Source organism: Ferdinandcohnia sp. Marseille-Q9671, from assembly GCF_976954385.1.
The window spans coordinates 484,394-508,815 of the sequence record NZ_CDRJTA010000004.1 but is presented as its reverse complement, the minus strand read 5'-3'; the positions used below and the strand labels follow the sequence as shown (position 1 = coordinate 508,815).

The window sequence follows — 24,422 nt, the reverse complement described above, 5'->3', positions numbered from 1 at the left end:
ATCAATATTACCTCATGATTTTTATATTTATCTGAATATTCGCAAACTTATTTCATCACTTGGAAGCATAGACATATACTAATAAAAAACAAAAGTTTGAAAGGAGCGATGAAATGAGTGCACTTCCAAATTTTAGCGAGTTTTATCAACTGCCTTTAGTGGCAATTGGTCCAAATGATTTATACAGCCTGCAAGGCTTTCCGTCTGCGACACATTGGTTGATTGTTTTGGTAGGCTATGAATCCGAATTAGGAACCAATATTGAAAATTGGAGAGTCTTTGTGTTCACTGCATGTAATGATGGTTCTTTTGATTATGATACCCCTGAGTATATTTCTAACCCATTTACAACCATTCATCTTGCATTCGAGTTTGCCAGAAAAATTGAGAGCTATTGTAAATGTGACGAGTTTAAACTTCATACCCAACAAAAAGAAAACTTTTAACATCCTCCTTTATGCTTTTCCTTTTTACACTCATATGTGCAGAAATAAACTCATACTACCTATCCTGAATATAGATTCGGGAAACCCCTAATTTAGACAAAAAAATAAACAATCCACATTACCACATGAATTGTCCTCTTTAGTAGTGATAGTATGTTTATGATTTATAGCTAACTTTTTGAAGGATAAAGAACAGCATTACTCTCTTTAAAAATTGTCTAAAAAGTGAATGGTCTCTTTCTGTTGCTTCAGTTCGCTGATAAACATTTATAAGTTCGTCAAGTTCTTGACTACATTCAATTGTTTCAATACTTGTATAACCCGTACTATTAGCAATTGATATCATTTCTTCTCTTTTTCTATTAATTTCATCTAATAGTATCTGTTTGTAATCGAGGTTACTCATTTCCAAAACTTCCACTCCTTTATTCACGCGCGTTACATATCTAACGCTGCATACAACTAGCGTATGCTACCCAATACTACCTTTGGTGCATCTAGTTGTTACTCTATGAATTATTACAAAATCTACTATTTATGTAAATAGATTCGCAAAAATAGACATTTTTTTCTTTAAAAATTTTACAAAAATGTGTACGAAATCGCTTCCAAGACGTGATTCATCTTAATTCGACATCGGTAATATTACAGAATACGACAAGTTTTTATTACAATAAAAACCTATAGGAATTCCCTATAGGTTTTGGTATGGAGTTTCGTTTATTTAATTCGGTCGATATGTGTCACTCGAAACTCTTTTTCCTCTATCTTACTTTTTATTTGCTGAATTCGGTCCTCACTTAGAGAGCCAGGCAAATTTAGGATAATTCGGCGGAGATACTTTTCGCCATTATCAAGCGTAAGCATACCATCAATATTAATATCCTTAATTAGCGAGACTAGGTCCTTTATTGCTCCCTTATGTTCAATTGTTGCGATCGTTAATGTATAGCCACCGGTTTTCATACCAAATGAATCTTCCAGTACATCCATTACATTGGCATGCGTAATGATTCCCTTAAATTCTTTTTCAGAATTTAACACAGCAATAAACGGCAATCGACGAATTGTTAAAAAAGTCTTAAAAAAGGAATCATCTTCGTATACAAACGCATCCTTGCTTTCGATTAATGTCGATACACTCGCGTTTGCATCACCATTTTTCTCATATAAGTATTCTAAAATGTCTACTTTATAAATTAAACCTTCAAACGCTGTCCCTTTATTTGATAATACTGGAACTGAACGATAGCCGGTGTCATTTAAATAATGTAATGCTTGCTGAATAGTAAAATGAACTTCACAAAACTTTACATCTGACTTTTGTACAAAATTGTAGCGTATTTTCATTTACCCCACTCCTTATCATGTAGAAAAATCCCATACGCTTATAGTATGACACACAAAATGTAGGGATTTCAATGAACAAAAATGTAACATATTAACAGATTAATGTAAAGAAAATTCCTAATTTTTCGATATACAAGATAGCCTCCATTTCGTTTCGATTCTATTAAAATACTTTCTTAGCTATTTTCATTGTTGTATTTACACCGTTGAGCTTCGCCTACCTACATGCGGACGCTATCTTTGCAGGGTAGACTGGAGCCTCTGAGGAGGTCGCGTAGCCTAGCCACTGGAGATAGCTCTCCTAAGCTCTGTCATTTAATCCTCCTGTTTGCTTACGAGTCTTCTACTTTCCCGTATTAAGATTTCAATTACGTTAAACTAGATCAATATCCTCTTGAATGACAGGAATTTGAATATGGATTGTAGTACCTTTTCCTAGCCTGCTCTCAGCCCACATTCTCCCCTTATGGAAAAGGACTATTTCTCTACTAATCGCTAAGCCCAGACCATTTCCTTTTTGTAAAGCATTTCTAGCCTTTGTAAAATGGCGATCAAATATATATGGAAGTTCATCCTTTGCTATTCCTGCTCCGCTATCTTCAATTGAAATAAGGCAATGCCCATTTTGTTTGTCAAGTTGAAGTGAAACAAAGATACCACCTGTCTTTGTATACTTAATAGCGTTGGAGACAATATTTGAAAAAACCTGGCTAAAACGTTTCACATCAACTTCAACCATCGGATAAAATTCATCCTCAATCTCTTCTATTTTCAGGTTATAGGTTAGATCTGCCCTTCTTACATCATATTCGAACTGCTCACTTACATGCCTTATTAATCTATCAATGGGTACAATATCAAAATCAAAAGAAATATGACCAGATTCGATTTGGGAGAGCTCAAATATATCACCAATGAGTCTACCTAATTCTTTAATTCGATCGATGCTTTTTCTTAAATATGCCTCTTTTTGCTCTTCCGTCTCCACTACTCCCTCCAATATTGCTTCAATATTTCCTTGGACAGACGCGATGGGAGATCGTAAATCATGGGAAATGTTTGATAGAAACTGTCGACGTGAGTGTTCAGACCTAGCAAGGTCTCTATTAGCTTTTTCTAAATGCTGGTTCACTATTTCAAGCTCTTTTGTACGTTCTCTTACTTTCTCTTCTAGCTTCCCATACAACTCGGCATTCTCAATCGATATGGCTACCTGGGTAGAAATAAAGGATAGAAACTTGACTCTATCTTGTGTAAAAGCATGTGTTATTTGATTATTTTCCAAATATAAAATACTATTTACTTTTCCTTTATGAATGGCCGGAATACACAAAATGGATTTCGGCTTATATGTAACAATATAGGGATCCTCTGCAAACATTCCTTCTGCTGCATTATTCAATAAAACTACTTCTCTAGTCTTTTCAACATATTTTACTATCATCTCAGAGATCCCACCGAATTCAACAATTCGTTGTTGGGTAACGTTTGCCTCTACTGAATTACCAAAGCTCTCATTAGCTACAACTACCAAGTTCCCATCTCGATTAACCAGAAGAAAACCTCTCTCTGCTCCAGCATTCTCCATCGTAATGTTCATTAAGTTCTTGACTAATTTTTCTTGTATGATTTCGCTTGAAATTGCTTGGGTAGCTTTTAAGGAAGCTTGTATATCTAATTGATATACACTAAGAGACTGATTTTCAACCATCGCACTATGAATGTATGCTGGATATTTTTTCAACAACTGCTCTGCTTTTGCTTTTGCTCCCCACCTCATATAATTACGATATGCTTCTGCCATGTAGGCACTTCCTAAAGTTTCAAGTCCCCTTGACAGATAATATTCACCTGTAGTTTCATTACATATTCCAACATCATGAATGAAATTATTCTCACCTGCTGAACGAATGGCATGATCATAATACGTTGATGCATCAATGTGATTCTCATCAATTCTAGCAATTTCAGCTTTAATAAGCATGTACTTATGAACATAATTTTCCGGACAAAACTCTGCCCACATACCAAGCTTTTGCTCATTTTTCTTTAGTTTCTTATATAGTAATTTTCGCTCTGTTGGAGGAGAGTCCTGATAAAATCGTGACAACCAAAGTGAGTAGTAAAAATAATATTCAGCAACAATAATCAATGTAAGACGTTTATTCACTAGTTTCTCTAATTCAGTTAGTAATTGCTTTGCAAAGCTTGTTTTATCAAATAAGTATGACATTTGTAATCGCACCGTATAATGGATAATTTTTGCAGAGTCATCATCTAATACCTTTTTAAACTCCCATTCCACTTCCTCCGTTTGATCCATGAGTACAGATATCCAGTAAGTTAACTCCATTAAAAATCCTTTTGATATTCTGTATCTGATTTGATCAATAAAGAGTAGCTGATTTTTTATCCCTTCTAATGTATCTTTCAAAGGGTCACCGTTAATAAGAAGTGTAATTGCAATAAAAGAGCTATTTGCTCCAGCTAAGTGAATATTGCCAGCCTCAATGCAATTCTGCTGTGAACGTTTTAAATAATCAAGATTATACCTAATTGGTCGTCTCCAATGATTAACAAAACTCCCAAAAACAAAGTAAGTTCTACCCTTTAAACCTTTATTTCCACTTCTTTCGGCTAGTTCAACTGCGAGACTTCCAAATTCGAAGCTACCATTAAAATCACTAAAGCCAGCACTTAAAATAAGGGCATAATTATTAAATACAAGTGACGTGATATCTGTGATACCATGTTTAATCGTATAACGCAATGCTCTAAGCATTAAAATGGTGGCAAGATTTTGATCTACATGGAAGGATGGGGCGTTCATTGTAATCATCGTTTCTAAATGTAGCTGTTTTTCTTTATCAAGAAGCTTTGGAAGTTCGAGTAAATCGTTTGCTTTTTTCCCTCGAAGTGCCATTTTAACTTGTAATAACTCCTTAGCTATCGCTGCACGACTCGGATTTCTATTAATCTTCCATCCAAAAAGGCGTAATCCTGATATTCCAGATTCTACCGCCTCTTCTACTCGATGAACATGGGTATATAAAACAACCTTTTTATTGTACACCTCCAACTTTTCATGATTTGTCCGAGCATGTCCCAATATTTTATTAAAGATTGCTTCAGCCTCTTCAAAATGACTGTTTAAATAAAGACATTCACCGAGTCCTGTCATCAATCGCTTTGTTAAGACATAGTTTGTTTCCCAAGCTTCTTCGATCATTTCGTGAGCCGTACGAAAATAAGAAAGTGACTCCTTGTAAGCTGCAGATTCTTTTGCCTGTTCCCCTGCTCTTACATTCCACTCCACTAACAGAATGATTTCTTCTTCATGTAAAAACCTTCTGCAGCTGTTCAAATGGTTTACAATTTCAAATAATTGACTATCTACAGCTCCATATTTCACAAGAAGACGCCCTATTTTCAAATGAGCCTTTTCTTGCTCTTCCGTAGACATTGTAGTATAGACAGCCTGTTGAACCCTATCATGTAGAAATCGATAGGTTGGGGGCTGATTGACTATAAACTGTTCATTTTCTTTTGGATAAATCCATTTATATCCTGAATCCTGAGGTAAAATTAACCCCATCTGTAGTGCATCCCATAAATAGCTTGCTGTCTTTTCAAATTCTTGTTCACAAATAATTGATAATGTTTTTAATTCAAACTCACTCCCAATACACGCAGCCATCTTTAGGACTTTTTGTGTTTCTATGGGAAGCTGCTGTATTTTCTTCACCATAAATTCAACTATATTTTCCTGCAATAAAGCATTATTCGCCTTATAAAAATTGATTTTCCACTTTCTATCCTCTTCGTGAAAGAAAATAGTGCCATCCTCAAAAAAGGATTGAAATAGCTGTTTTATATAAAATGGGTTCCCTTGTGTAATCCGAAACAAAAAGTTTGCTAGCTTCTCTGTACCTTTTCCTCTGTCTAATAGTGTCTCTTCCACCCACTTAAGAATCATAGGTTCGTTTAGTGGGGACAAAGAAATTTTTGTAATGGGAACCTTTGCGTCCTGCAGATTTCTCACCGTTTCCATAAACGGATGTTCAATTCCAACTTCATTATCTCGATATGCCCCTAGTACTAAGAAATATCGACAATCAACATGTGTCAGTATAAACTGAATCAGTTCTAAGGATGCAGCGTCTGCCCATTGAAGATCATCGAGAAACAGAACTACTGGATGCTCCTTTGTTGCAAAAACATTTACGAACTTTTGAAACATAAGTTGGAATAGCGACTGGGATTGAATAGAAGAAACAACCTCATCAACTGACTCATTTCCTAAGAGCCATTTCACTTCTGGAATTATCGATGAAATGACTGAAATATTGGAGGATAGTTCCTTTTCTAATGTCCCTCTCCATTGCAGGACTCGTTCCTCTCCTTCAGCTAAGATTTGTCTGAGTAATGATTTAAATGCATGAATAATTGGTGAATATGGCTTTTGTCTTTGAAGTAAATCAAACTTCCCGGATATATAGTAGCCTTTAGTTCGTACGAGTGGTGTTTGAATTTCATTAACGAGTGCTGTTTTTCCAATTCCAGAATGACCTTGAATTAACACTAGCTCTGAATTGCCTTCACTTACCCTTTCAAATGCTATACGTAAGTTTTCTAGCTCCTCTTGCCTTCCATACAATTTCCGTCCAGCTTCAAAATAGGCTCTAGAGTCTTCCTTTCCAAGTGTAAACTCTTCAATTTTTCCAAAGACACGAAGTTGATCTAGACATTTCATTAAATCTTCTCGTAAACCGTAGACACTGTTATATCTATTATCTGGCATTTTAGATAATAGCTTCATAATAATCCTTGAAATCATATCTGGAATTTCGTGATTTAATAGCTTAGGATGTGGTGGTGTTTTGACAAGATGGGAATGAACAATTTCAATTGGCTCAGTATTTGTAAAAGGGAGCTTATTCGTTATCATTTCAAATAATGTGACTCCAAGTGAATATAAATCTGTTCTAAAATCTACCGAACGGTTCATTCTGCCGGTTTGTTCAGGAGAAATGTATGCCAGCTCACCTTCTAGCTCATATGGAGTCTCTCCGACTCGTTGGTTCTCTCTTTTTAATTTTGTCGAAAAATTAAACCCAGTTAATTTTAACTGGTTCAGATTATGATTCATGATTATATTTTCTGGATTGATATTTTTATGAATAACCTGTTGCTGATGTAGATTCATAAGTGCGGTTGCCAACGGAATAGCAATTTGCAAGAACTCAATAATGTCTAGCTTTTTATTTGAAATGAATTCCTTTAATGTAATGCCGTTAAAATACTCATACACTAAAAGTGTTTCGTTTAGTGAGTTCACCATATCTATTGGTCGTAATATTTCATCCATTTGCAGACTATTTGACAAGTGAAATTCATGTATCGTAGAAGCAATCTCTTTGTGCGTAGGACTTGGGACCTTCATTCTTTTAATTAAGACTAGTTTTTTATCTTCAATAAAGTAGCCTTTATACATAACCCATATATGATTTTCAACTACAATTTCTAGTATTTTATACCCCGGTACTATTGGAAGTCTTACCATTGACATCATCCTTTTAGGGATTTTCTGATTCTTTAACAAAACTTTAAGTAACCTTATACGGGTTTTATAGATTTTCAATTACTATAAGTAGTATTATGTGATTGATGGAGGATGGATAATGATTAACAGTTCGAGTTTACATTGTGTTGATTCTCAAGAGGAATTAGATCAAGAATGGGTACAATTATTCATTGAGGCAAAAAAGCTTGGTGTAACATTGGAAGACATTCAGAAATTTTTAGTGAAAAATACACTTATTCCCGAAAGCCAATAAACTTATATCCCATACCCCGAACAGTTAAAATGTACATAGGCTTAATTGGATTAGGTTCGATTTTTTTTCGTAGGTTACTAATATGAACCATGACAGTGCGGTGATCACCCAGACTTTCCTCTCCCCAGATTAATTCAAACATATGATTCACACTAAATACCTGATTAGGGTGTTCTGCTAATAAACAAAGTAGTTGAAATTCTTTTGCTGACAACTTAACGGCTGATCCATTTACTTTAACAACACAGCTCGATATATCAATATATAACCCAGGATATATGATGGGGGATTGTTCAACTTTTTTGTGAAGTTGATTTGATTGGGATGTCATGTTCCGTTTACGGCGCAAATGAGCCTGGACTTTTGCAATAACAATTGCAGGACTAAACGGCTTTGTTATATAATCATCCCCTCCGATTTTGTGACCTAGTATTTTATCAATCTCCTCTTCCTTTGAGCTTAAAAACAGAATCGGAGCATTTGTCTTTTGACGTAATAATTGACAGACTTCAAATCCATCCATTCCAGGAAGGACTACATCAAGAATGATAATATCTGGATTTTGTTCATCTACAAGACGTAGTGCAGTAGTACCTTCTTCAGCGTGTATCAGAGTATATCCTTCCTTTTTCAAGTACAATTGCAATATGTCTCTTATATCACGATCATCGTCCACTAGCATTACTTTTTCTCTAATCATGAATTTACCACCTTCTATCATCCTATGATTTTGTACCTATTGTAAACTACTATTACTATATCATTTAGCCAATATGTTTGCCATTCTTATCCATAAACTTTGGCGTCATGTCACTTCTCTTAGTATTATTATTTTGTTCAATTTAGCAAAGATTACTTACTGAATAATTGAACGTAAAAACAAAAAACAGCACCCGACCTTGAGCTTGATTTGGACGGATGCTGTCTATTAAGATAGCTTTCAAAAAACTACTAGATTATTTTTAAAAAGGAATTTTATAGCTACTTGCAGGATCCTTTTTTACTTAGTTTCTGCAAATGCTGGATCCTGGAATGGATGTGCTACCCAGCCTTCTGGATCAACAAACAATCGTACGGCTACAACTTCACGATCATCCATCAATGTGAAGAAATGAGGAGTGTCAACAGGAACAGAAATAACATCTCCAGCCTCCAGTTCAACATCAAAGTAGCCTGTGTCTCCGCTTCCCTTAATAATGAAAATTCCATGTCCTGCTACAATCGCACGCACTTCGTCCTCTGTGTGAACATGTACTTGTTCGAACTTTTTTAGTAATTCGTCAAGATTTGGGGTTGATTCTGATAATGCGATTACATCCCAATTTTGGTAACCATTGCGTTCCCCTAGGGATTTGATCTCTTCCTCATAAATAGATAAAATCTGTGCCTTCTGCTCATCATTAATTTTGCAGTTTCCTTTTAATTCTTCTGGTAGTTTACTAGTATCCCAGTGTTCATATAATACACCTTGTTCTTCTAAAAATGCTGCTACCTTTTCTTGACCTTCTAATCGTTCACCTGTGTTACGTAATTTAATATTTGCCATTTTATCCACCTCTTACTAATTTATTTATATAGTAAACCCTTAATTTCTTATGAGCAAAGGGTTTAAAGCTAATAGTTTTACATGATAGCTAAAAAGGAACTCATAGGCTTCTAAGTGTTTCTTTGCATCGAATGCATTTTTTGCCCATACGGTAATTCCATGATTACGGATTAGTACTGCACCAAAATCATTGGTAACATATTCACTAAAATTCCTTGCTAGTGTCGGGATATCTGCGTCATTTTTAATAATCGGAATTCGTATTTCAGCATCCTCATCCCATAGACCTAATGCTTTAATAATTTCCTGCCCTTTGAACACAACCTCACCTCTATCACCATACAATTCCGAGATGACATTGTTATCGACCGTATGGACATGCAGGCTACATCCTGCGTTCGTTTTGTTGTATATCTCCACATGTAGTAAGGTTTCTGCGGATGGCTTTAAATGCGTAGGTGCTGCTGGATTACCTGCACCATCTACCAATAAAAAATCCTCATCCGTTCTTTTCCTTTTGTCCTTACCGCTAGCTGTAACCAAAAAAGTCGTTGGTTGATCTGATACCTTGATTGCAAGGTTTCCACTTGTACCCATAAACCAATCGCGGCTCGCTAGCTCATCCTTAATATCTGCCAGCTCAATCCATTGTTTTAATTGAAGTTTCATTTATGCACCTCCATTTTTTCCAGTATTTCTATCACATCAAAAAATGAATGAAAGTGTGAATGCTCTATCTCTAGTTCCTTGCATTTTTCCACTAGAAAATCCCTAGCGATGACCTTATCAGCTAGCTTCGCAGCCTGTAGGTCTGTAATTGAATCCCCGATGACAATTTTGTGATCTTCCAGATTCGAAAGCTTACGGATCAAGGTTGGTTTACAGCAACCACATTGATTCGAGCAGTGTTCATCGCAAGTGTATGGCCAGAGGATGTTAATCTTTTCCTTTGAAAAATCTGACTTGTTACAATAGATATTTTCCTTCGGTACAAGTCCCTCCAACAAAGGTTCTACAAAGAAATCAATCCCTCCGCTTACGATAAAAAGAGAATATCCATGTTCCTTTGTATATGCCACGAACTCCTGGAATCCCTCACGGATTTCGGCGTAATCTAGGATATAGTCGGTAATCTCTTCTCTTTTTAAGGATGGCAATAGTGAAAATAATTTGCTAACACCCTCTTGAATGGAGAGGGTTTGGGAGAGGATTTTATCTTTAATTTCCTCCGATTCTGGCGGTGCAAATTGTTTCATAATGGCAATAATGTTATCTGTGTTTGTGATTGTGCCGTCAAAATCACAGAAGATGACTGGATTTTTCATATCTCTTTATACCCCCATAATTCAATCGCTTTTTCAAGCTCAGGGCTATTTTTGGCATACTCTACAAGTGTTTTTTCTTCCAATACAGCATCAACAGCTGCTCTGAATGCTTTACCGCCACCAATTGCACCATCTGGATGACCGTGAACCCCACCACCCGCATTGATTACACTATCTTTACCAAAATCATTAACAAGTAGTGGAACTAAGCCTGGATGGATACCAGCAGATGGTACTGGAAAAGCAGGCTTCACACTCTCATCCTTTTTTGTTAATTCAGAAGCAATAGAAAGTGTCTGTTCTCTTTCTAGTGCAACACTCCCGTACGGTGAAGGGAATAAAACAAGGTCGGCTCCTGCATATCTAAGTAGTTTACCTAACAACAGTTTATTTGAGAATCCATAAAATTCTGACGGTGTAAGTGCTCCACTTACAGCAGGATGGGCCATGATTGGAATGGATATTTCGGGGTCTTCCACTAGGCCCTGAAGAACATCGAGTCCGTATGCAAAGACGTTAAATAATAAAATATCAGCTCCAAGTTTTACAGCCCTTCTTGCTTTTTCCTGTAACTCAAAGGTTCTCCCTGTTACATTAACGGCAAATAGCGCTCTATGTCCGGTTTCCTGGTGAACTTCTTCTAACACCTTTTTACCCTCGGTAATTCTTAACTCGAAAGGTGTTAATGGATTATCGAACAGAATTTCGTCATCTTTAATAATATCCACTCCACCCAGGGCTTGTTCCCGCAACTGTTCCTTAAGGTATGTAATATCTCTACCAATAACCCCTTTAAAGATACTCATAACTAACGGTCTATCAAACACACCTAGTTTCTCTCTGATACCATTGATACCAAACTTTGGACCAGGAAAAGTATCTTTTAGTTCGGTTGAAAACTCTAAATCTAGTAGCTTTACCTCCCCATCTAAGGAAAGTTTTCCAAATACAGTTGTCAAAATAGCAGGTAAATCATTGCTAAAGTTGGCACTTGGATAAGCAATTTTGATGATTCCCTTTTTTACTTGTTTTCCTAAATATCCACTTGCACGTGTATCCTCATCAAACTGTTCCACACTTACAACTTTCCCTTTATGCTTTAGCAACTGATCCTGCTCTAGCTTTGGAAGAGTAGTCCAGGATCCAACTGTTAAACCGAGTGCAATTCCTTCTGCTTTTTTCTCTAAGTTTGCACCAGCATCATGTACTAAATATGTCGCAATAACTTCGCTCATTTTTTCACCCTCATTTCAATAAAAACGTAAAAAACCTCTTCATAAGAAGAGGTTAGCAAACTAACATCTTCTTATCTCTCAGCATAAAGCTGCAAGAATTAGCACCGTGCTTACAAATTGTAAGTCGGTTGCCGGGCTTCACTGGGCTAGTCCCTCCACCTGCTCTTAATAAGAAAATATACTATATTTAATTGTTGAGATTCTCACCGAGATTAACTCAACGATTCAATTTTATTCAACAGAATTCACTTAGGATTATGACAGGATTTATTTTTCTTGTCAAACCTTTTTTAATTTACAGAAAACACTACTACTATCTCAATTTCACTTAGACACGGAAAACAGCTCTAATCTCCTTATACGATTGGCTGCTTCAACTAAGCGATCCTCATCAGTTAACAGCCCTACTCTTACATAACGATCTCCATACTCGCCAAATCCGATCCCTGGTGCTACGACTACATGAGCTTCTTCAAGTAGAAGGTCTGCAAAGCTTTCTGACGTATAGCCTTCTGGTACGGGCAGCCATGCAAAAAATGACCCCGCAGGTGCTTTTACATCCCACCCAATGTCCTTCAAAGCATTTATAAATGTATTGCGTCTTGATTCATACTTATCGACCAAATCTTGAACGCATTGCTGTGACTCTAGTAGCGCTGCTGCAGCAGCTGCTTGGACCGGACTGAATAAACTTACATACATATGATCCTGGATAAGATTAAGTGCTTCAATTACGCTAGGGTTACCTACTGCAAAACCTACTCTCCAGCCAGCCATATTGTAGGTCTTTGAAAGTGTATAAATTTCAATTCCAATTTCTTTAGCACCTTGTATCTCTAAGAAACTGGTAGGCCGTTTCCCTTCAAAACCTATGGCACCATACGCAAAATCATGCACCACACAAATATCATGTGTGTTTGCAAAAGAGATTGTTTCTTCAAAAAACTCTTTTGTTGCTGTTGCCCCAGTTGGGTTATTCGGATAGTTAAGAAACATAACCTTTGCTTTTTCTAGTTGCTGTGAGTCTAATTGGGTATAGTCTGGTAGAAAATCATTCTCCTCTTTTAAAGGCATATACTCCATCTTCCCTTTTGCAAGTTCAACACCTGACCAGTAATCTGGATAACCTGGGTCAGGTACAAGCGCAACGTCTCCAGGATTTAAAAGACATTGCGGAATTTCCACCAAGCCTGCCTTACCACCAAAAAGGATGGCTACCTCTGTATTTGGATCAATTTCAACTCCATATTCACGAAGATAAAATTGAGAGACCGCTTCTTTCAAAAATGAATGGCCACGAAATGGAGAATATTTATGAAATTTTGGATTATCTGCTGCCTTTTTCAAAGCCTCTACGATATGAGAAGGTGTGGGTTGGTCAGGGTTTCCCTGTCCTAAATTTATGACATCATGTCCTTGTTCCACAACCTTGTTTACCTTCCCCACAAGAGAAGCGAAGAACTGTTTCGGTAAATTTTGTAATATATCAGAATGCTGAAAGTTTTTCAATTCCTACACCTCTTTAAAATTACTTGAATTTCTAGTCAAAAATCATATATTGTTAAAATCAAATTGTAAAGTATAACTTTTATGTAGAAGTCCCCCATATTACGTGGTAGGATGTATGCATTAAACCGTGTTCAAGTTAGTGGTGTTCAAACGCAAACACTTATTATGTCTTGTATTAAACTTAACATAATGCAAAAATACAGCCAATAAATTTTACATTTACTAGGAGGACTAACTATGAATCTTAAAATAGCTTGTATTCAGTATGATATTCAATTCGGAAAACCGCAAGAAAATTTTGACCTTGTAACCAAGGAAATCGACAAACTCATGAAGCAAGAGAATCCAGATATTATCCTTCTACCAGAGCTCTGGACGACAGGATATGATTTAACTAGGTTAGATGAAATCGCAGATGAAAATGGAGATGGAGCAAAAACTATTATTAAAAAATTGGCGCAACAACACTCCGTGAATATTATTGCTGGTTCTGTTGCCAAAAAGACAAAAAACGGTGTGACCAATACAATGTTTGTCTTTAATAGAGAAGGGGAATTGGTTAGTGAGTACAGCAAACTTCACCTGTTTCAGTTAATGGATGAGCATTTGTATTTACAGGCAGGAGATGCAAAAGGTGATTTCTCGATTGAAAATATTCCGGCTGCGGGAGTAATTTGTTATGACATTCGCTTCCCTGAATGGATTCGAGCTCATACAACAAATGGTGCTGAGGTTTTATTCGTGGTAGCAGAATGGCCACTACCGAGACTCGAACATTGGCGTGCCCTACTCCTTAGCCGGGCAATTGAAAATCAATGCTATGTCGTAGCTTGTAATCGTAGTGGAAGTGATCCAAATAATCAATTTGCAGGACATTCTATGATTATTGATCCTTGGGGGAATATTATTTCAGAAGCAGGAATTGAAGCAACTACATTAATTGGGGAAATTGAATTAAGTAAAGTGAAAGAAGTACGAAAACAAATCCCTATTTTCCAAGATCGCCGTCCTGACTATTATAAGTAAAAAACAAATTCACTAAATGTAAAAAACATATTGACAATTCATCACTTCAATTGTTATCATTCACTTCAGAATCATTAAAAAACTAAATCGATTGATCTCTTATCAAGAGTAGGCAGAGGGATTTGGCCCGATGAAGCCCAGCAACCGACCGTAATACCATCGCAAGGTGGGGCGCAATTTTGCGCCGGGGAAACCCATAAGGCACGGTGCTAATTCCAACAGGAAGTTTTTTACTTTCTGGCAGATAAGAGGTGCGAAGCCCTGACTTCAAGCCTCTTTCTTCACTAGAAAGAGGCTTTTCTGTTTATAGAAAAGCCTCCAAGACTGTTAAACTAGCAGTTTTATAAAACAAACATAACGAAAAATGACTTGGAGGTATGTAAAAATGGCAATATCACAACTAGAAGTTTATGAACCTTTAACCGAAAACACCGCGGTTGCCCTTGCAACCCGTCTACGTATATTTGAAGAAGGTAAAGCTCTAACATGTAAGGAAATCGGTGACGGAAACCTTAATCTCGTTTTCCATATCACTGACGAGTCAAGCCAAAAAGGAATCATTATCAAGCAAGCTTTACCATATGCAAAGGTTGTTGGCGAAAGCTGGCCTCTTTCACTCAAGCGTGCCACAATTGAAAGCAATGCATTATTAGCTGCAGCGGAACATGTACCAACACTTGTACCAAAGGTATTTTATACAGATGAAACACTTGCAATAACCGTAATGGAAGACCTATCCCATCTTCAAATTTCCAGAACTGGGCTTATTGAGGGCAGGAATTTCCCACTGTTATCACAGCATATCGGTACTTATATTGCCAAAACGCTTTTTTACACATCGGACTTCGGCTTAGAACCAGAAAAGAAGAAAGTACTTGTTCAGAAATATATTAATCCTGATTTGTGTAAAATTACAGAGGATCTCGTGTTTACTGATCCATTTTTTAATATTGACACGAATAGCTTCGAAGAGGAGCTTAGACCAGACGTTGAAAAAATCTGGGGAGATCAAATCTTAAAGCTTGAAGTGGCAAAGCTAAAGCAGAAATTCTTAACACAAGCAGATGCTCTTCTACATGGTGATTTACATACAGGTAGTATTTTTGCAAGTGATTCAGAAACAAAGGTAATTGATCCTGAATTTGCCTACTTTGGCCCACTTGGTTTTGATCTCGGTCAATTTATTGCAAACCTATTATTAAATGCGATTTCTAGAGATACCCAGGATCGTGAACCTCTGTATAAACATATTGAACATACATGGAATGTTTTTTCTGAAACATTCTCAGAGCTTTGGAAGAATGAGGCTGTAGAATTATATCGGGACGTTGAAGGCTATCTTGAATATGTCCTAAATCAAGCTTTTGAAGATGCAATTGGATTTGCAGGCTGCGAAGTTATTCGAAGAACCATTGGGCTTGCACATGTAGCTGATTTGGATGGAATTGAAAGCTTCGAACAACGAATTCAAGCAAAACAACACGCTCTACGTTTCGGTAAAAAATTAATTCACAATCGAAAATCGATTAAAGAACTTCGTACCCTACGAAATTATGTAGATCAAACATCAGCACCAAAGGAGTGACATCATGACTTATACAAAAACTGTTCCACAATCCGTTGTGTGGAAAGATACACATATAACTCTTTTAGATCAAACAAAGCTTCCATTGGAAACAAGTTTTATAGATCTTTTTACAATCGAGGATGTATGGGAAAGCATTTCCACTTTAAAAGTAAGAGGTGCGCCAGCAATTGGAATAACTGCTGCCTTCGGACTCGCCCTTTCGGCGAAGGGCTATGAAAGTAATTCTCTGAATGAATTTAAAGTACACCTATTAAAAGATAAAGAATATCTAGCAAGCTCTCGTCCCACTGCAGTAAATCTAAACTGGGCCTTACATCGATTGGTTTCGAGTATTGAAGACTCTAAAACAGTGAACGAAGCCAAAACCACCCTTATTCACGAGGCGATTCAAATTCAGGCTGAGGATGAAGAGGTATGTCGACAAATTGGTGAGAATGCCCTAACTCTTTTTAAAGATGGATGTAAGGTATTGACCATTTGTAACGCAGGTTCAATTGCAACTGCACGTTATGGTACTGCATTAGCACCCTTTCACCTTGCTGCTGAAAGAAACCTACAGGTAAAAGTGTATGCATCAGAAACAAGACCCGTTCTTCAAGGTGCGCGGTTAACAACGTGGGAACTACTCCAATCCGGTGTAGACGTTACCCTCATTACGGACAATATGGCTGCCCATACCATTGCTGAAAAAGGGATAGATGCGATTATCGTTGGCGCAGACCGAATCACTGCTAATGGAGATACTGCAAATAAAATCGGCACCTTCAATTTAGCTATTTTAGCAAAAACGTTTGGTATTCCATTTTATGTTGCAGCACCTCTTTCAACTTTTGATGTTTCACTAGAAAGTGGCAAAGAAATTCCAATAGAGGAACGACACGAGGATGAAGTTACCCATTTAAACGGAACTCGTATTGCGCCTGAGGGTGTACAAGTTTATAATCCAGCATTTGATGTGACCCCAAATGAATTCATTACTGCAATTATTACTGAAAAAGGAATCTTGCAGGGTGAACTTGGAATCGAGATTAAGAGATTGTTTGAAAAGTAGTCGTTTTTTACATCCAGTATGTGACATCATACTGGATTTTTTGTAGTTTGAGGGCTCTGTCGACGTTATTTTGATTCTATCGGCGTTAGCTCCAAAATCAAAAAAACAAGCGCACAACCTAGCACTTGTTTTTCCATCCTTATTCAATCTTCGCCCACATTTCAGGCGGATTTACCTCATATATACCATTTTCTCGATACATAAAATGATTCATAATAAATTCCCTGCGGATGGTAGCATAGTCCTCATGAAACTTTTTTATATATTCATTCAAGTCTGTTTCGATATACTTCCTACCGACCTCTAAGCCCTTTATCATATGCTCTAGCACAATTAACCGTTTCTTACGTTGTGACGGTATATTTTTAAGTCGACCATCTTTCAAAATAAAGTTTTGTAAGATTGCTTGTTTCTCATCTTGGCCCGATTCGTTTGCAATACTCTCTTTTCCAAAGATGACATCTGTTATTGCTTTTGTTTGTTGCTTAACTACCGCTTCATTTAACGTAAAATAGATCGTATTCCTATCTCTTTTTTGTTTAATTAATCCTACATCTCTAAGCTTGGTTATATGATGGGTAATGGTTGGTGGGGTCACGCCTAGTTTCCCCGCAAGAGCCTGCCCATGAAGTGGCCCCTGAGCAAGGAGAACGAGTATACGAATTCGAGTTGGGTCTCCCATTGCTTTATGAAAGTCTACAAGTTTACCTAATTGCATATGAAGCACACCTCTTTCGATAACATCCTAATTAGATAATAATCTAAACGATGTGCAAGGTCAACTCTACCCTATGAAAGGACGCCTTCTAGTGCTAAGAGCTTTTCTTTAAGGTCCGTTCGAGTCCCCGTATAACCAGTCAGAGACTTATCTTTTCCAATTACTCGGTGACAAGGAACAACAATTGGAATTGGATTTTTACGATTGGCCTGTCCCACTGCACGGACAGCCTTTGGGTTAGCTATTGCTTCTGCAACATCAGCATAACACCGTGTTTCTCCATAAGGAATATTTAATAGCTCGTTCCAAACCTGTTGTTGAAATTCAGTACCGTTTAGTTTGATTGGAAAAGTAAACGTCTTGCGCTTCCCGTTGAAGTATTCGACTAATTGGTTTTTTATCTCATCTAGCAATGGGTCACTTGGTGCATAAATTGGATCGAATTTCTTACAAGCTTGCTCCCAATCCTCTTTCGACAAAGATATATCAAGTAGATTCGTTTCATTAACTAGAAGAAAAATGGTACCAAAAATATCAGTTTGCATATCACTATATTTAAACATTTGTTTTCCCCCATTCTCTCAATGTTTCTTTTGCTTTAGATATAACCATTTTAACCATTTCAACATAATAAAGAAAGCTAGGGTTTCATGAGCCCTAGCTTTCTCCTTTTAAATCTTAAATCTACTTATCATGGTATTTAGTCTGTTAGCTAAATCTGATAGTAGTTCGGAATGGTCTGAAATTGTTTCCATAGAACTATTTGTTTGCTGAACAGAAGCAGAGGTTTGCTCAATACCTGCTGCAGATTGCTCTGAAACGGCTGCAATATTATCAATCGATAGATTCATTTCAGCCGTGTTGCTTGCAATTGTTTCAAGGTTTACTGAAATTGTTTGAATACGCTCGACCATTTTAGTAACTGCTTCATAGATATCCTCAAAGGTTTGTCCTGTTACTTCAATTTTCTTTGCACCCTCATCTACTTGGCTATATCCATTTTGAAGGGTTTCAGCCACGGAATTTGATTCTTTCTGAATGCTATTCACAATATCTGTAATGTCTGTAACGGAATGAGATACCTGCTCAGCCAGTTTTCTGACTTCGTCTGCAACGACTGCAAACCCTCTCCCGTGTTCACCTGCACGTGCTGCCTCTATCGCTGCATTTAAAGCTAGAAGGTTTGTTTGGTCTGCAATATCTCGAATAACCTTAACAAGGGTCGTAATTTGTTTGGTTTGTTCATCAAGACCTTTCACTTTATCCACAGAATACTTCATGATGCTGTTTATTTTATTCATCTGTTCAGTTGAAGCATTCATAAACTCATGGCCCTTTTTTGTCATTTCTAATACATGTTGTGAAGATTCATTTATTTGGCTTCCGTTTTGATTTGCCGTCTGAATCTCCCCTACATATTCCTCCATCATTTTTGCCAATTGAGTTGAGGAATGTGCCTGTTCTTCAGCACCTGTTGAAAGTTCTTGTACTGTAGAGGCAATTTGTTCACTCGCTGCTTTTACTTCACTAGAGGAAATCATAAGTTCCGAACTTTTGGTGGTTACTTGATCGGAAACAGTTGATATTTCGTGAATCATCGATTTTAGGTTATTATTCATGACATTAAGTGATGTACTTAGTAACCCAATTTCATCCCGCCCCTTTACATCGATGGTAGGAACCTGTAAATTTCCCTCTGCAATTTGATTCGAAACACCAATCAAACTAGTAAGCTGCTTTCCAATTGATCTCCCTATTAATACAAGACTTAGAATGGCGATTAAGGATGAGATAACAATTGAAACTAGTAAAACAATGAGGGTACCTGTAACATTCGCATTCGCATTTTCAATAGATTCATCGCTATCCATTTTCATTATTTTTCTAAGCTGAGCCAGTTGTTTCACCGTTTCCGATATTAACTTATCTGCTTCCTGACTAGCAGCTACGGAATCAAGCTTACTAGATGCTATTACTGCAGGAAAGACTTTATCATCGAATAATGCAGTAAGCTCTTGTTTATTGGAATCTACTTTATCAAATAATTGTTCTAATTCACTTGTCTTGATGGCTGGCTTTAATGTATTGGACAAATTATCGTATTGACCACTTAACTCCTTGAAAGCTGTTACATGTTTCCCGCTACCGTCTTGAATATATATACTAATTTCACTACCTAATTGATTAAAAACACTTGCCATTTCAGTAATGAGGATCGAGTTGTCTCCACTCTTCTCTACTTCCTTCATTTCATTGCTAACCTTATTGAGCTGAGTAAAAATGGTAAATGCTGAAATACAAAACAGAAGAATGGTTAAGGAAAAAGCAATTCCATATTTATGACCAATTTTTAAATTATGCCACCTTGTTGCTACTTTTGACTGTTTTTTACTACCTGAAATGCGTTTTGTTTTCTCTCTCTTTTTTTTATTTGACCCCTTCATCGTTTCTGTCACCTTCGCTTCTTATGTAAATTTTTCCTTTTATTGCTATCACACTAATCTCATACTTCATTATAGTGTAAATTGTCGGATTTTGAAATAAATTCTGTTAATTATAGCAAAAAGGTTTACACCCTCCTATTAAAGTGTTTGTTTGGTGCCATTGACCCATTGTGGTAAAATAAATAGGTTAATCTATATGAATGAATGTAATTTTACAAGGAGTTTGAAGATGAATATTGTTGTTAGTACATTAAATGCAAAATATATCCATACAAGCCTTTCAATTCGCTACTTAAAGGCTTATGCTGCACCAGAGTTTGATGTTTCACTTGCTGAATACACGATTAAGGACCCTTCTATGAATATCGTTACTGATTTGTTCCGAAGAAAGCCTGATGTGATTGGGTTTAGCTGTTATATCTGGAACATTGAAGAAACAATAAAAGTAGTAAAAATGCTCAAAAAAATAAATCCTAAGTTAGTCATTATTTTAGGTGGCCCTGAGGTTACGTATGACGTCCATGAATGGTTGGAGCGCATACCAGAGGTGGATTACATTGTCATTGGTGAAGGGGAAGAAACTTTTAAAGAGTTATTAGTTGCTATTCGTGATAACCAGCGTACAGAAGAAATCAGTGGGGTTTGCTTGCGAAAAGATGAACGTAACATTATCAACCCACAGCGGAATAAGCTAAATTTAAAGGAACTTCCATCGCCATTCAGATTTGCAGAAGATCTGCCACATCTTTCAAAACGAGTCACATATATTGAGACAAGTCGTGGGTGTCCATTTAACTGTCAGTTCTGCCTTTCTTCTATAGAAGTGGGAGTTCGATATTTTGATCGTGAAAAAATCAAAGAAGACATTCGCTTTTTAATGAAGAATGGCGCCAAAACAATCAAATTCGTTGACCGTACCTTCAATATAAGTAGAAGTTATGCCATGGAAATGTTTCAATTTCTTATTGACGAGCATCTACCAGGGACAGTCTTTCAATTTGAAATTACAGCAGACATCATGAGGCCAGAAGTTATAGAGTTTTTAAATCAGAATGCACCTGCCGGTTTGTTTCGATTTGAAATTGGAGTCCAATCTACAAATGATGACACAAATGAATTGGTCAAACGGAAACAAAACTTTTCTAAATTACAACGAACCGTCATGATGGTAAAAGAAGGCGGGAAAATTGACCAACATTTGGATTTAATAGCTGGGCTTCCTGAAGAGGACTATCATTCCTTCCGTCAAACATTTAATGATGTGTTTGAAATGAGACCTGAGGAGTTACAACTTGGCTTTTTAAAAATGCTACGGGGAACTGGAGTACGTATTCGAGCTGCAGAACATGATTATATTTATATGGATCATTCTCCCTATGAAATACTTGGAAACAATGTATTAAGTTTTGACGATATCACCCGTATTAAACAGGTAGAAGATGTGCTTGAAAAATATTGGAATGATCACCGTATGAACGAAACAGTGGAGTATTTGGTTACGAAGATATTCCAAACACCATTTGATTTCTTCCAAGACTTTGGGACGTATTGGGATGAACGTGGGTGGTCACGTATTGGGCATCAGCTGGAGGATTTATTTAAGCGTCTCTATGAATTTCTTCACGCTGCAAACTATGATCAACTTCCAATCATTGAAGGGATTATGAAATATGATTATTTACGAAATCAAAAATACAAACCTCGTAAGCCATGGTGGAAGGATCTTGTAGGGAAGCAAGAGCGCACTGCGTTTTACCAGGAGATTGTCGAGGAACCATTATCACTTGGTGAGGAATACAGTACATTACAACTTCACGAAAAAGATTTGTACAAGCATACTGTCGTTGAAAAAATCCCATTTGACTTGGAACATTATAGACAACTAGGTGAAATTAAATTGCAGGAAACTTATTTACTTGTTTACTTTGATCCAACTCAGCATAAAGCAAGAGTATTCTCACGTAAGATTTGATAAAAGAGAGTCGTTTGACTCTCTTTTTATTGTGTCACTCCCCAGTACTATTCCCTTTTTTGGAGTTTCGATTTGCACCCTTCATTGGGTTTTCGAAATCTGCCTCTGCTGAAAATTCGGTATCAGGCATACTTTCTTTTGGCGTAAAATTACTTTTTCTTGCTGCATCGAATTTTACTTTACGTTTCATGTTTTGTCCCCCTCCTTTATCGCTAGTTTTCACCATGTGTGTTACATACATTAATGGTAAAATACACCGAATCTCTTTTGAGACATTTTATAATTTTCTCTTTGGGTGCAAACACTAAGGACAAAAGTGTGGCAAACACCGATGTCAGCACTTCCTGCGGAAGTCTGACAAGCATAAGATGTTGGAGAATAGTAGGAGCTTTGCCTTCGAATTTCAACTGGATTATGACCTCGAGATGCTAGGCGCTGGAACTGGATATCGAAAAGGTTATTATCGTTCAAGAGAGTATTTCCTTTAACATAAAAAATACCAAATGAGGTGTTCAAGTATGACCAAAAATAAAAAAGCAAATGAGGATGAGAAACTTCAATCACCAATTTTAGATGAAACTCTTCCACATCAGATATCTGCCCCATCCTTCAAAGGCACCGGCATTAAAATGCAAGAACCATTTATAAATGAGCATGGAGTTGTGATAGGTGATAGTCTTTATAACTCTCCAAATTCACCACTTAATAACTGGAGTGATGAAATTGATCCTGAAGTTATGGCTGGTGACCAGTGGGTCCACCCTACCAATGATATAGGCTGGAATAGCAGTGAAAATCGTGAGCTGCTCGAGCGCAAAAAACAACCAAAAGGTGTACCGTTCATGCACCCAACGAGAGATTCAAGTTATGGTAAAGACTAATTTAAGCATAAAAGCACCCCTATGAGGTGCTTTTTCATTTACCCAATTATGAGTCGTTCCTTTGGATAGTGATACTTTACGTCTTTTCCTTTTTTTCCAATGATAAAGATAAAGGATAGAATTCCAACCCTACCAATAAACATTAACAACATAATTAGAACTTTACCAAAAGTACTTAAATCAGGAGTAATCCCCATTGAAAGCCCACAAGTTCCAAAAGCTGATGCTACTTCAAAGAAAATTTCAATAATTGTAAAGTTCTTCTCTGTTATAGATAGGATAAAAACAGAGATAAAGCATGTAAAAAAGGCAAATATTGTAACAATGAGCGACTTTCGAATATCCTCTTCATGAATTTCACGCTTAAATATTTTTATTGATTTATTACCCCTAGCGTAATTGTATAGAAACAAAATATTTATCGCAAATGTAGTTGTCCTTATTCCCCCACCAACAGAACTCGGTGAAGCACCAATAAACATCATCGCACTTAAAAACAATAAAGTAGGTTCAGTAAACTGATTTACATCCATCGTTGCCAAGCCCGCACTCCTTGTTGTCACAGACTGGAAAAGCGAATAAAAGAAGGTTTCATGCCAACTCATTCCCTTAAATAAAGCATTCCCTTCCAATAAATAAATCACAATCGTACCAAATACAACTAAAGAAAGAAAAGTTACTGATGTTAGCTTTGTAAACAGAGAAAAACGATATCTCCCTTTTTGATGCAACAGAAATGCTTTTATTTCTACTAGAACTGGAAAACCGATTGCACCTAAAATGATCAATATAATTGTAATGAACTGAACAAAGTAATCATTCGCATACGGGACTAACGAGGATCCCGTAATATCAAATCCGGCATTTGTTGTAGCACTAACAGCTGCAAAAATTCCTTGAAGGAACGCTTCCTGCCACGTATCAAAAAATTGCATAAAATATAAACCTAGTATCAAACTTCCGAACAACTCAATTCCAATAATAATAATGATAATTTGTTTTAGTAGGTTAACTAATCCTGAGAGTTGAGATTGATTTTGGTCAATCATAATTAATCTACGCTCGCGCAATCCAATTTTCTTGCGGAACACTAACCAAATGAAGGTTCCCAAGGTCATTATTCCGATACCACCCACCTGAAGGACAAAAATTAAGATATAAATTCCTACATCAGTGTACGTATCTTTAATTGAGATTACACTTAACCCGGTTACACTAACCGCACTTGCGGCTGTAAATAAGGTATCCACAAAGGATACATGTACTCCTTCTTTAATTGCAATAGGCAAACTCAGCAAAATAACTGAAACGGTTACTGCTAACAAATAAAACGCGAAAATTAATTGTGCTGGTGTAAGTTCATTTATGTACAAATTCATTTTTTTCCACATTCTGGTTCATCCCTAACTATCTCGTGTAATCTATTCCTCTATCTTATAGAAATTTTTACGACATGAAAAGAATTTTTGTAAGAAAGCTTTAAGTTATCTTAGC

The 24,422-nt window shown here is 36.8% G+C and carries 21 protein-coding genes and 2 riboswitches; of the genes, 7 read left to right on the top strand and 14 right to left on the bottom strand.

The window, feature by feature from the left end:
• The first annotated feature begins 113 nt into the window (after positions 1–113).
• Complete coding sequence (locus ACWNMY_RS17715) at positions 114–446, top strand: hypothetical protein (RefSeq protein ID WP_449539576.1); 333 nt, start codon at positions 114–116, stop codon at positions 444–446.
• 157 nt (positions 447–603) lie between these two features.
• Here ACWNMY_RS17715 and ACWNMY_RS17710 read toward each other — a convergent pair whose 3' ends face one another.
• The 3 genes from ACWNMY_RS17710 to ACWNMY_RS17700 form a co-directional block, all read right to left on the bottom strand.
• Entirely contained in the window at positions 604–852 is a 249-nt protein-coding gene (locus ACWNMY_RS17710) for an aspartyl-phosphate phosphatase Spo0E family protein (protein WP_449540481.1), read from the bottom strand.
• 314 nt (positions 853–1,166) lie between these two features.
• Positions 1,167–1,796 (bottom strand): cyclic di-AMP binding protein CbpA, encoded by a 630-nt coding sequence (gene cbpA, locus ACWNMY_RS17705; RefSeq protein WP_449539575.1) that lies wholly within the window; start codon positions 1,794–1,796, stop codon positions 1,167–1,169.
• A 373-nt stretch (positions 1,797–2,169) separates the two neighbouring features.
• The gene (locus tag ACWNMY_RS17700) at positions 2,170–7,359 is read right to left on the bottom strand and encodes an AAA family ATPase (protein ID WP_449539574.1); all 5,190 of its coding nucleotides are present in this window, start codon (positions 7,357–7,359) and stop codon (positions 2,170–2,172) included.
• 118 nt (positions 7,360–7,477) lie between these two features.
• Between ACWNMY_RS17700 and ACWNMY_RS17695 the strand changes: the two genes are divergently transcribed.
• A complete protein-coding gene (locus tag ACWNMY_RS17695) occupies positions 7,478–7,633 on the top strand; it encodes an anti-repressor SinI family protein (protein ID WP_449539573.1) in 156 nt (51 codons plus the stop codon).
• On the opposite strand, the gene ACWNMY_RS17690 is transcribed toward ACWNMY_RS17695, so the two are convergent.
• The 6 genes from ACWNMY_RS17690 to ACWNMY_RS17665 form a co-directional block, all read right to left on the bottom strand.
• Positions 7,614–8,333, bottom strand: a complete 720-nt coding sequence (locus tag ACWNMY_RS17690; RefSeq protein WP_449539572.1) for a response regulator transcription factor — start codon at positions 8,331–8,333, stop codon at positions 7,614–7,616. The two genes, ACWNMY_RS17695 and ACWNMY_RS17690, sit on opposite strands and share 20 nt — an antisense overlap.
• Positions 8,334–8,633: 300 nt before the next feature.
• Positions 8,634–9,179, bottom strand: a complete 546-nt coding sequence (locus ACWNMY_RS17685; RefSeq protein WP_449539571.1) for a 1,2-dihydroxy-3-keto-5-methylthiopentene dioxygenase — start codon at positions 9,177–9,179, stop codon at positions 8,634–8,636.
• 39 nt (positions 9,180–9,218) lie between these two features.
• Positions 9,219–9,848 (bottom strand): methylthioribulose 1-phosphate dehydratase, encoded by a 630-nt coding sequence (locus tag ACWNMY_RS17680; protein WP_449539570.1) that lies wholly within the window; start codon positions 9,846–9,848, stop codon positions 9,219–9,221.
• Positions 9,845–10,504, bottom strand: coding sequence for a 2-hydroxy-3-keto-5-methylthiopentenyl-1-phosphate phosphatase (locus tag ACWNMY_RS17675; protein ID WP_449539569.1), 660 nt, complete (start codon positions 10,502–10,504; stop codon positions 9,845–9,847). The genes ACWNMY_RS17680 and ACWNMY_RS17675 overlap by 4 nt, the downstream gene beginning before the upstream one ends.
• Entirely contained in the window at positions 10,501–11,739 is a 1,239-nt protein-coding gene (gene mtnW, locus ACWNMY_RS17670; RefSeq protein ID WP_449539568.1) for a 2,3-diketo-5-methylthiopentyl-1-phosphate enolase, read from the bottom strand. Before mtnW ends, ACWNMY_RS17675 begins: the two co-directional genes overlap by 4 nt.
• A 68-nt stretch (positions 11,740–11,807) precedes the next feature.
• Positions 11,808–11,914: riboswitch (SAM riboswitch) on the bottom strand.
• A gap of 149 nt (positions 11,915–12,063) precedes the next feature.
• Positions 12,064–13,248, bottom strand: a complete 1,185-nt coding sequence (locus ACWNMY_RS17665; RefSeq protein WP_449539567.1) for an aminotransferase class I/II-fold pyridoxal phosphate-dependent enzyme — start codon at positions 13,246–13,248, stop codon at positions 12,064–12,066.
• Between the two features lie 237 nt (positions 13,249–13,485).
• On the opposite strand from ACWNMY_RS17665, the gene ACWNMY_RS17660 reads away from it, so the two are divergent.
• The 3 genes from ACWNMY_RS17660 (at position 13,486) to mtnA (ending at position 16,913) form a co-directional block, all read left to right on the top strand.
• Positions 13,486–14,274, top strand: a complete 789-nt coding sequence (locus ACWNMY_RS17660; RefSeq protein ID WP_449539566.1) for a carbon-nitrogen family hydrolase — start codon at positions 13,486–13,488, stop codon at positions 14,272–14,274.
• 96 nt (positions 14,275–14,370) lie between these two features.
• A riboswitch (SAM riboswitch) is annotated at positions 14,371–14,525 on the top strand.
• Between the two features lie 134 nt (positions 14,526–14,659).
• A complete protein-coding gene (gene mtnK / locus ACWNMY_RS17655) occupies positions 14,660–15,859 on the top strand; it encodes an S-methyl-5-thioribose kinase (protein WP_449539565.1) in 1,200 nt (399 codons plus the stop codon).
• A 4-nt stretch (positions 15,860–15,863) separates the two neighbouring features.
• Positions 15,864–16,913: an S-methyl-5-thioribose-1-phosphate isomerase gene (gene mtnA / locus ACWNMY_RS17650; RefSeq protein WP_449539564.1), complete on the top strand. Its 1,050-nt coding sequence runs from the start codon at positions 15,864–15,866 to the stop codon at positions 16,911–16,913.
• Positions 16,914–17,052: 139 nt separating this feature from the next.
• Here the strand turns inward: mtnA and ACWNMY_RS17645 are convergent, their stop codons facing one another.
• The 3 genes from ACWNMY_RS17645 to ACWNMY_RS17635 form a co-directional block, all read right to left on the bottom strand.
• Positions 17,053–17,631, bottom strand: a complete 579-nt coding sequence (locus ACWNMY_RS17645) for a DUF2087 domain-containing protein (protein WP_449539563.1) — start codon at positions 17,629–17,631, stop codon at positions 17,053–17,055.
• Positions 17,632–17,702: 71 nt separating this feature from the next.
• Positions 17,703–18,194, bottom strand: coding sequence for a methylated-DNA--[protein]-cysteine S-methyltransferase (locus ACWNMY_RS17640; protein WP_449539562.1), 492 nt, complete (start codon positions 18,192–18,194; stop codon positions 17,703–17,705).
• Between the two features lie 108 nt (positions 18,195–18,302).
• The gene (locus tag ACWNMY_RS17635) at positions 18,303–20,075 is read right to left on the bottom strand and encodes a methyl-accepting chemotaxis protein (RefSeq protein WP_449539561.1); all 1,773 of its coding nucleotides are present in this window, start codon (positions 20,073–20,075) and stop codon (positions 18,303–18,305) included.
• 229 nt (positions 20,076–20,304) lie between these two features.
• On the opposite strand from ACWNMY_RS17635, the gene ACWNMY_RS17630 reads away from it, so the two are divergent.
• Positions 20,305–22,047 (top strand): B12-binding domain-containing radical SAM protein, encoded by a 1,743-nt coding sequence (locus tag ACWNMY_RS17630; protein ID WP_449539560.1) that lies wholly within the window; start codon positions 20,305–20,307, stop codon positions 22,045–22,047.
• 34 nt (positions 22,048–22,081) lie between these two features.
• Here the strand turns inward: ACWNMY_RS17630 and ACWNMY_RS17625 are convergent, their stop codons facing one another.
• On the bottom strand, positions 22,082–22,237 hold the full coding sequence (locus tag ACWNMY_RS17625) for a hypothetical protein (protein WP_449539559.1): 156 nt from the start codon (positions 22,235–22,237) through the stop codon (positions 22,082–22,084).
• A gap of 328 nt (positions 22,238–22,565) precedes the next feature.
• Here ACWNMY_RS17625 and ACWNMY_RS17620 point away from each other — a divergent pair, with 328 nt between their 5' ends.
• A complete protein-coding gene (locus tag ACWNMY_RS17620) occupies positions 22,566–22,928 on the top strand; it encodes a DUF3905 domain-containing protein (protein ID WP_449539558.1) in 363 nt (120 codons plus the stop codon).
• A gap of 38 nt (positions 22,929–22,966) precedes the next feature.
• Here the strand turns inward: ACWNMY_RS17620 and ACWNMY_RS17615 are convergent, their stop codons facing one another.
• Positions 22,967–24,319 (bottom strand): TrkH family potassium uptake protein, encoded by a 1,353-nt coding sequence (locus ACWNMY_RS17615; RefSeq protein ID WP_449539557.1) that lies wholly within the window; start codon positions 24,317–24,319, stop codon positions 22,967–22,969.
• Between the last annotated feature and the right edge of the window lie 103 nt (positions 24,320–24,422).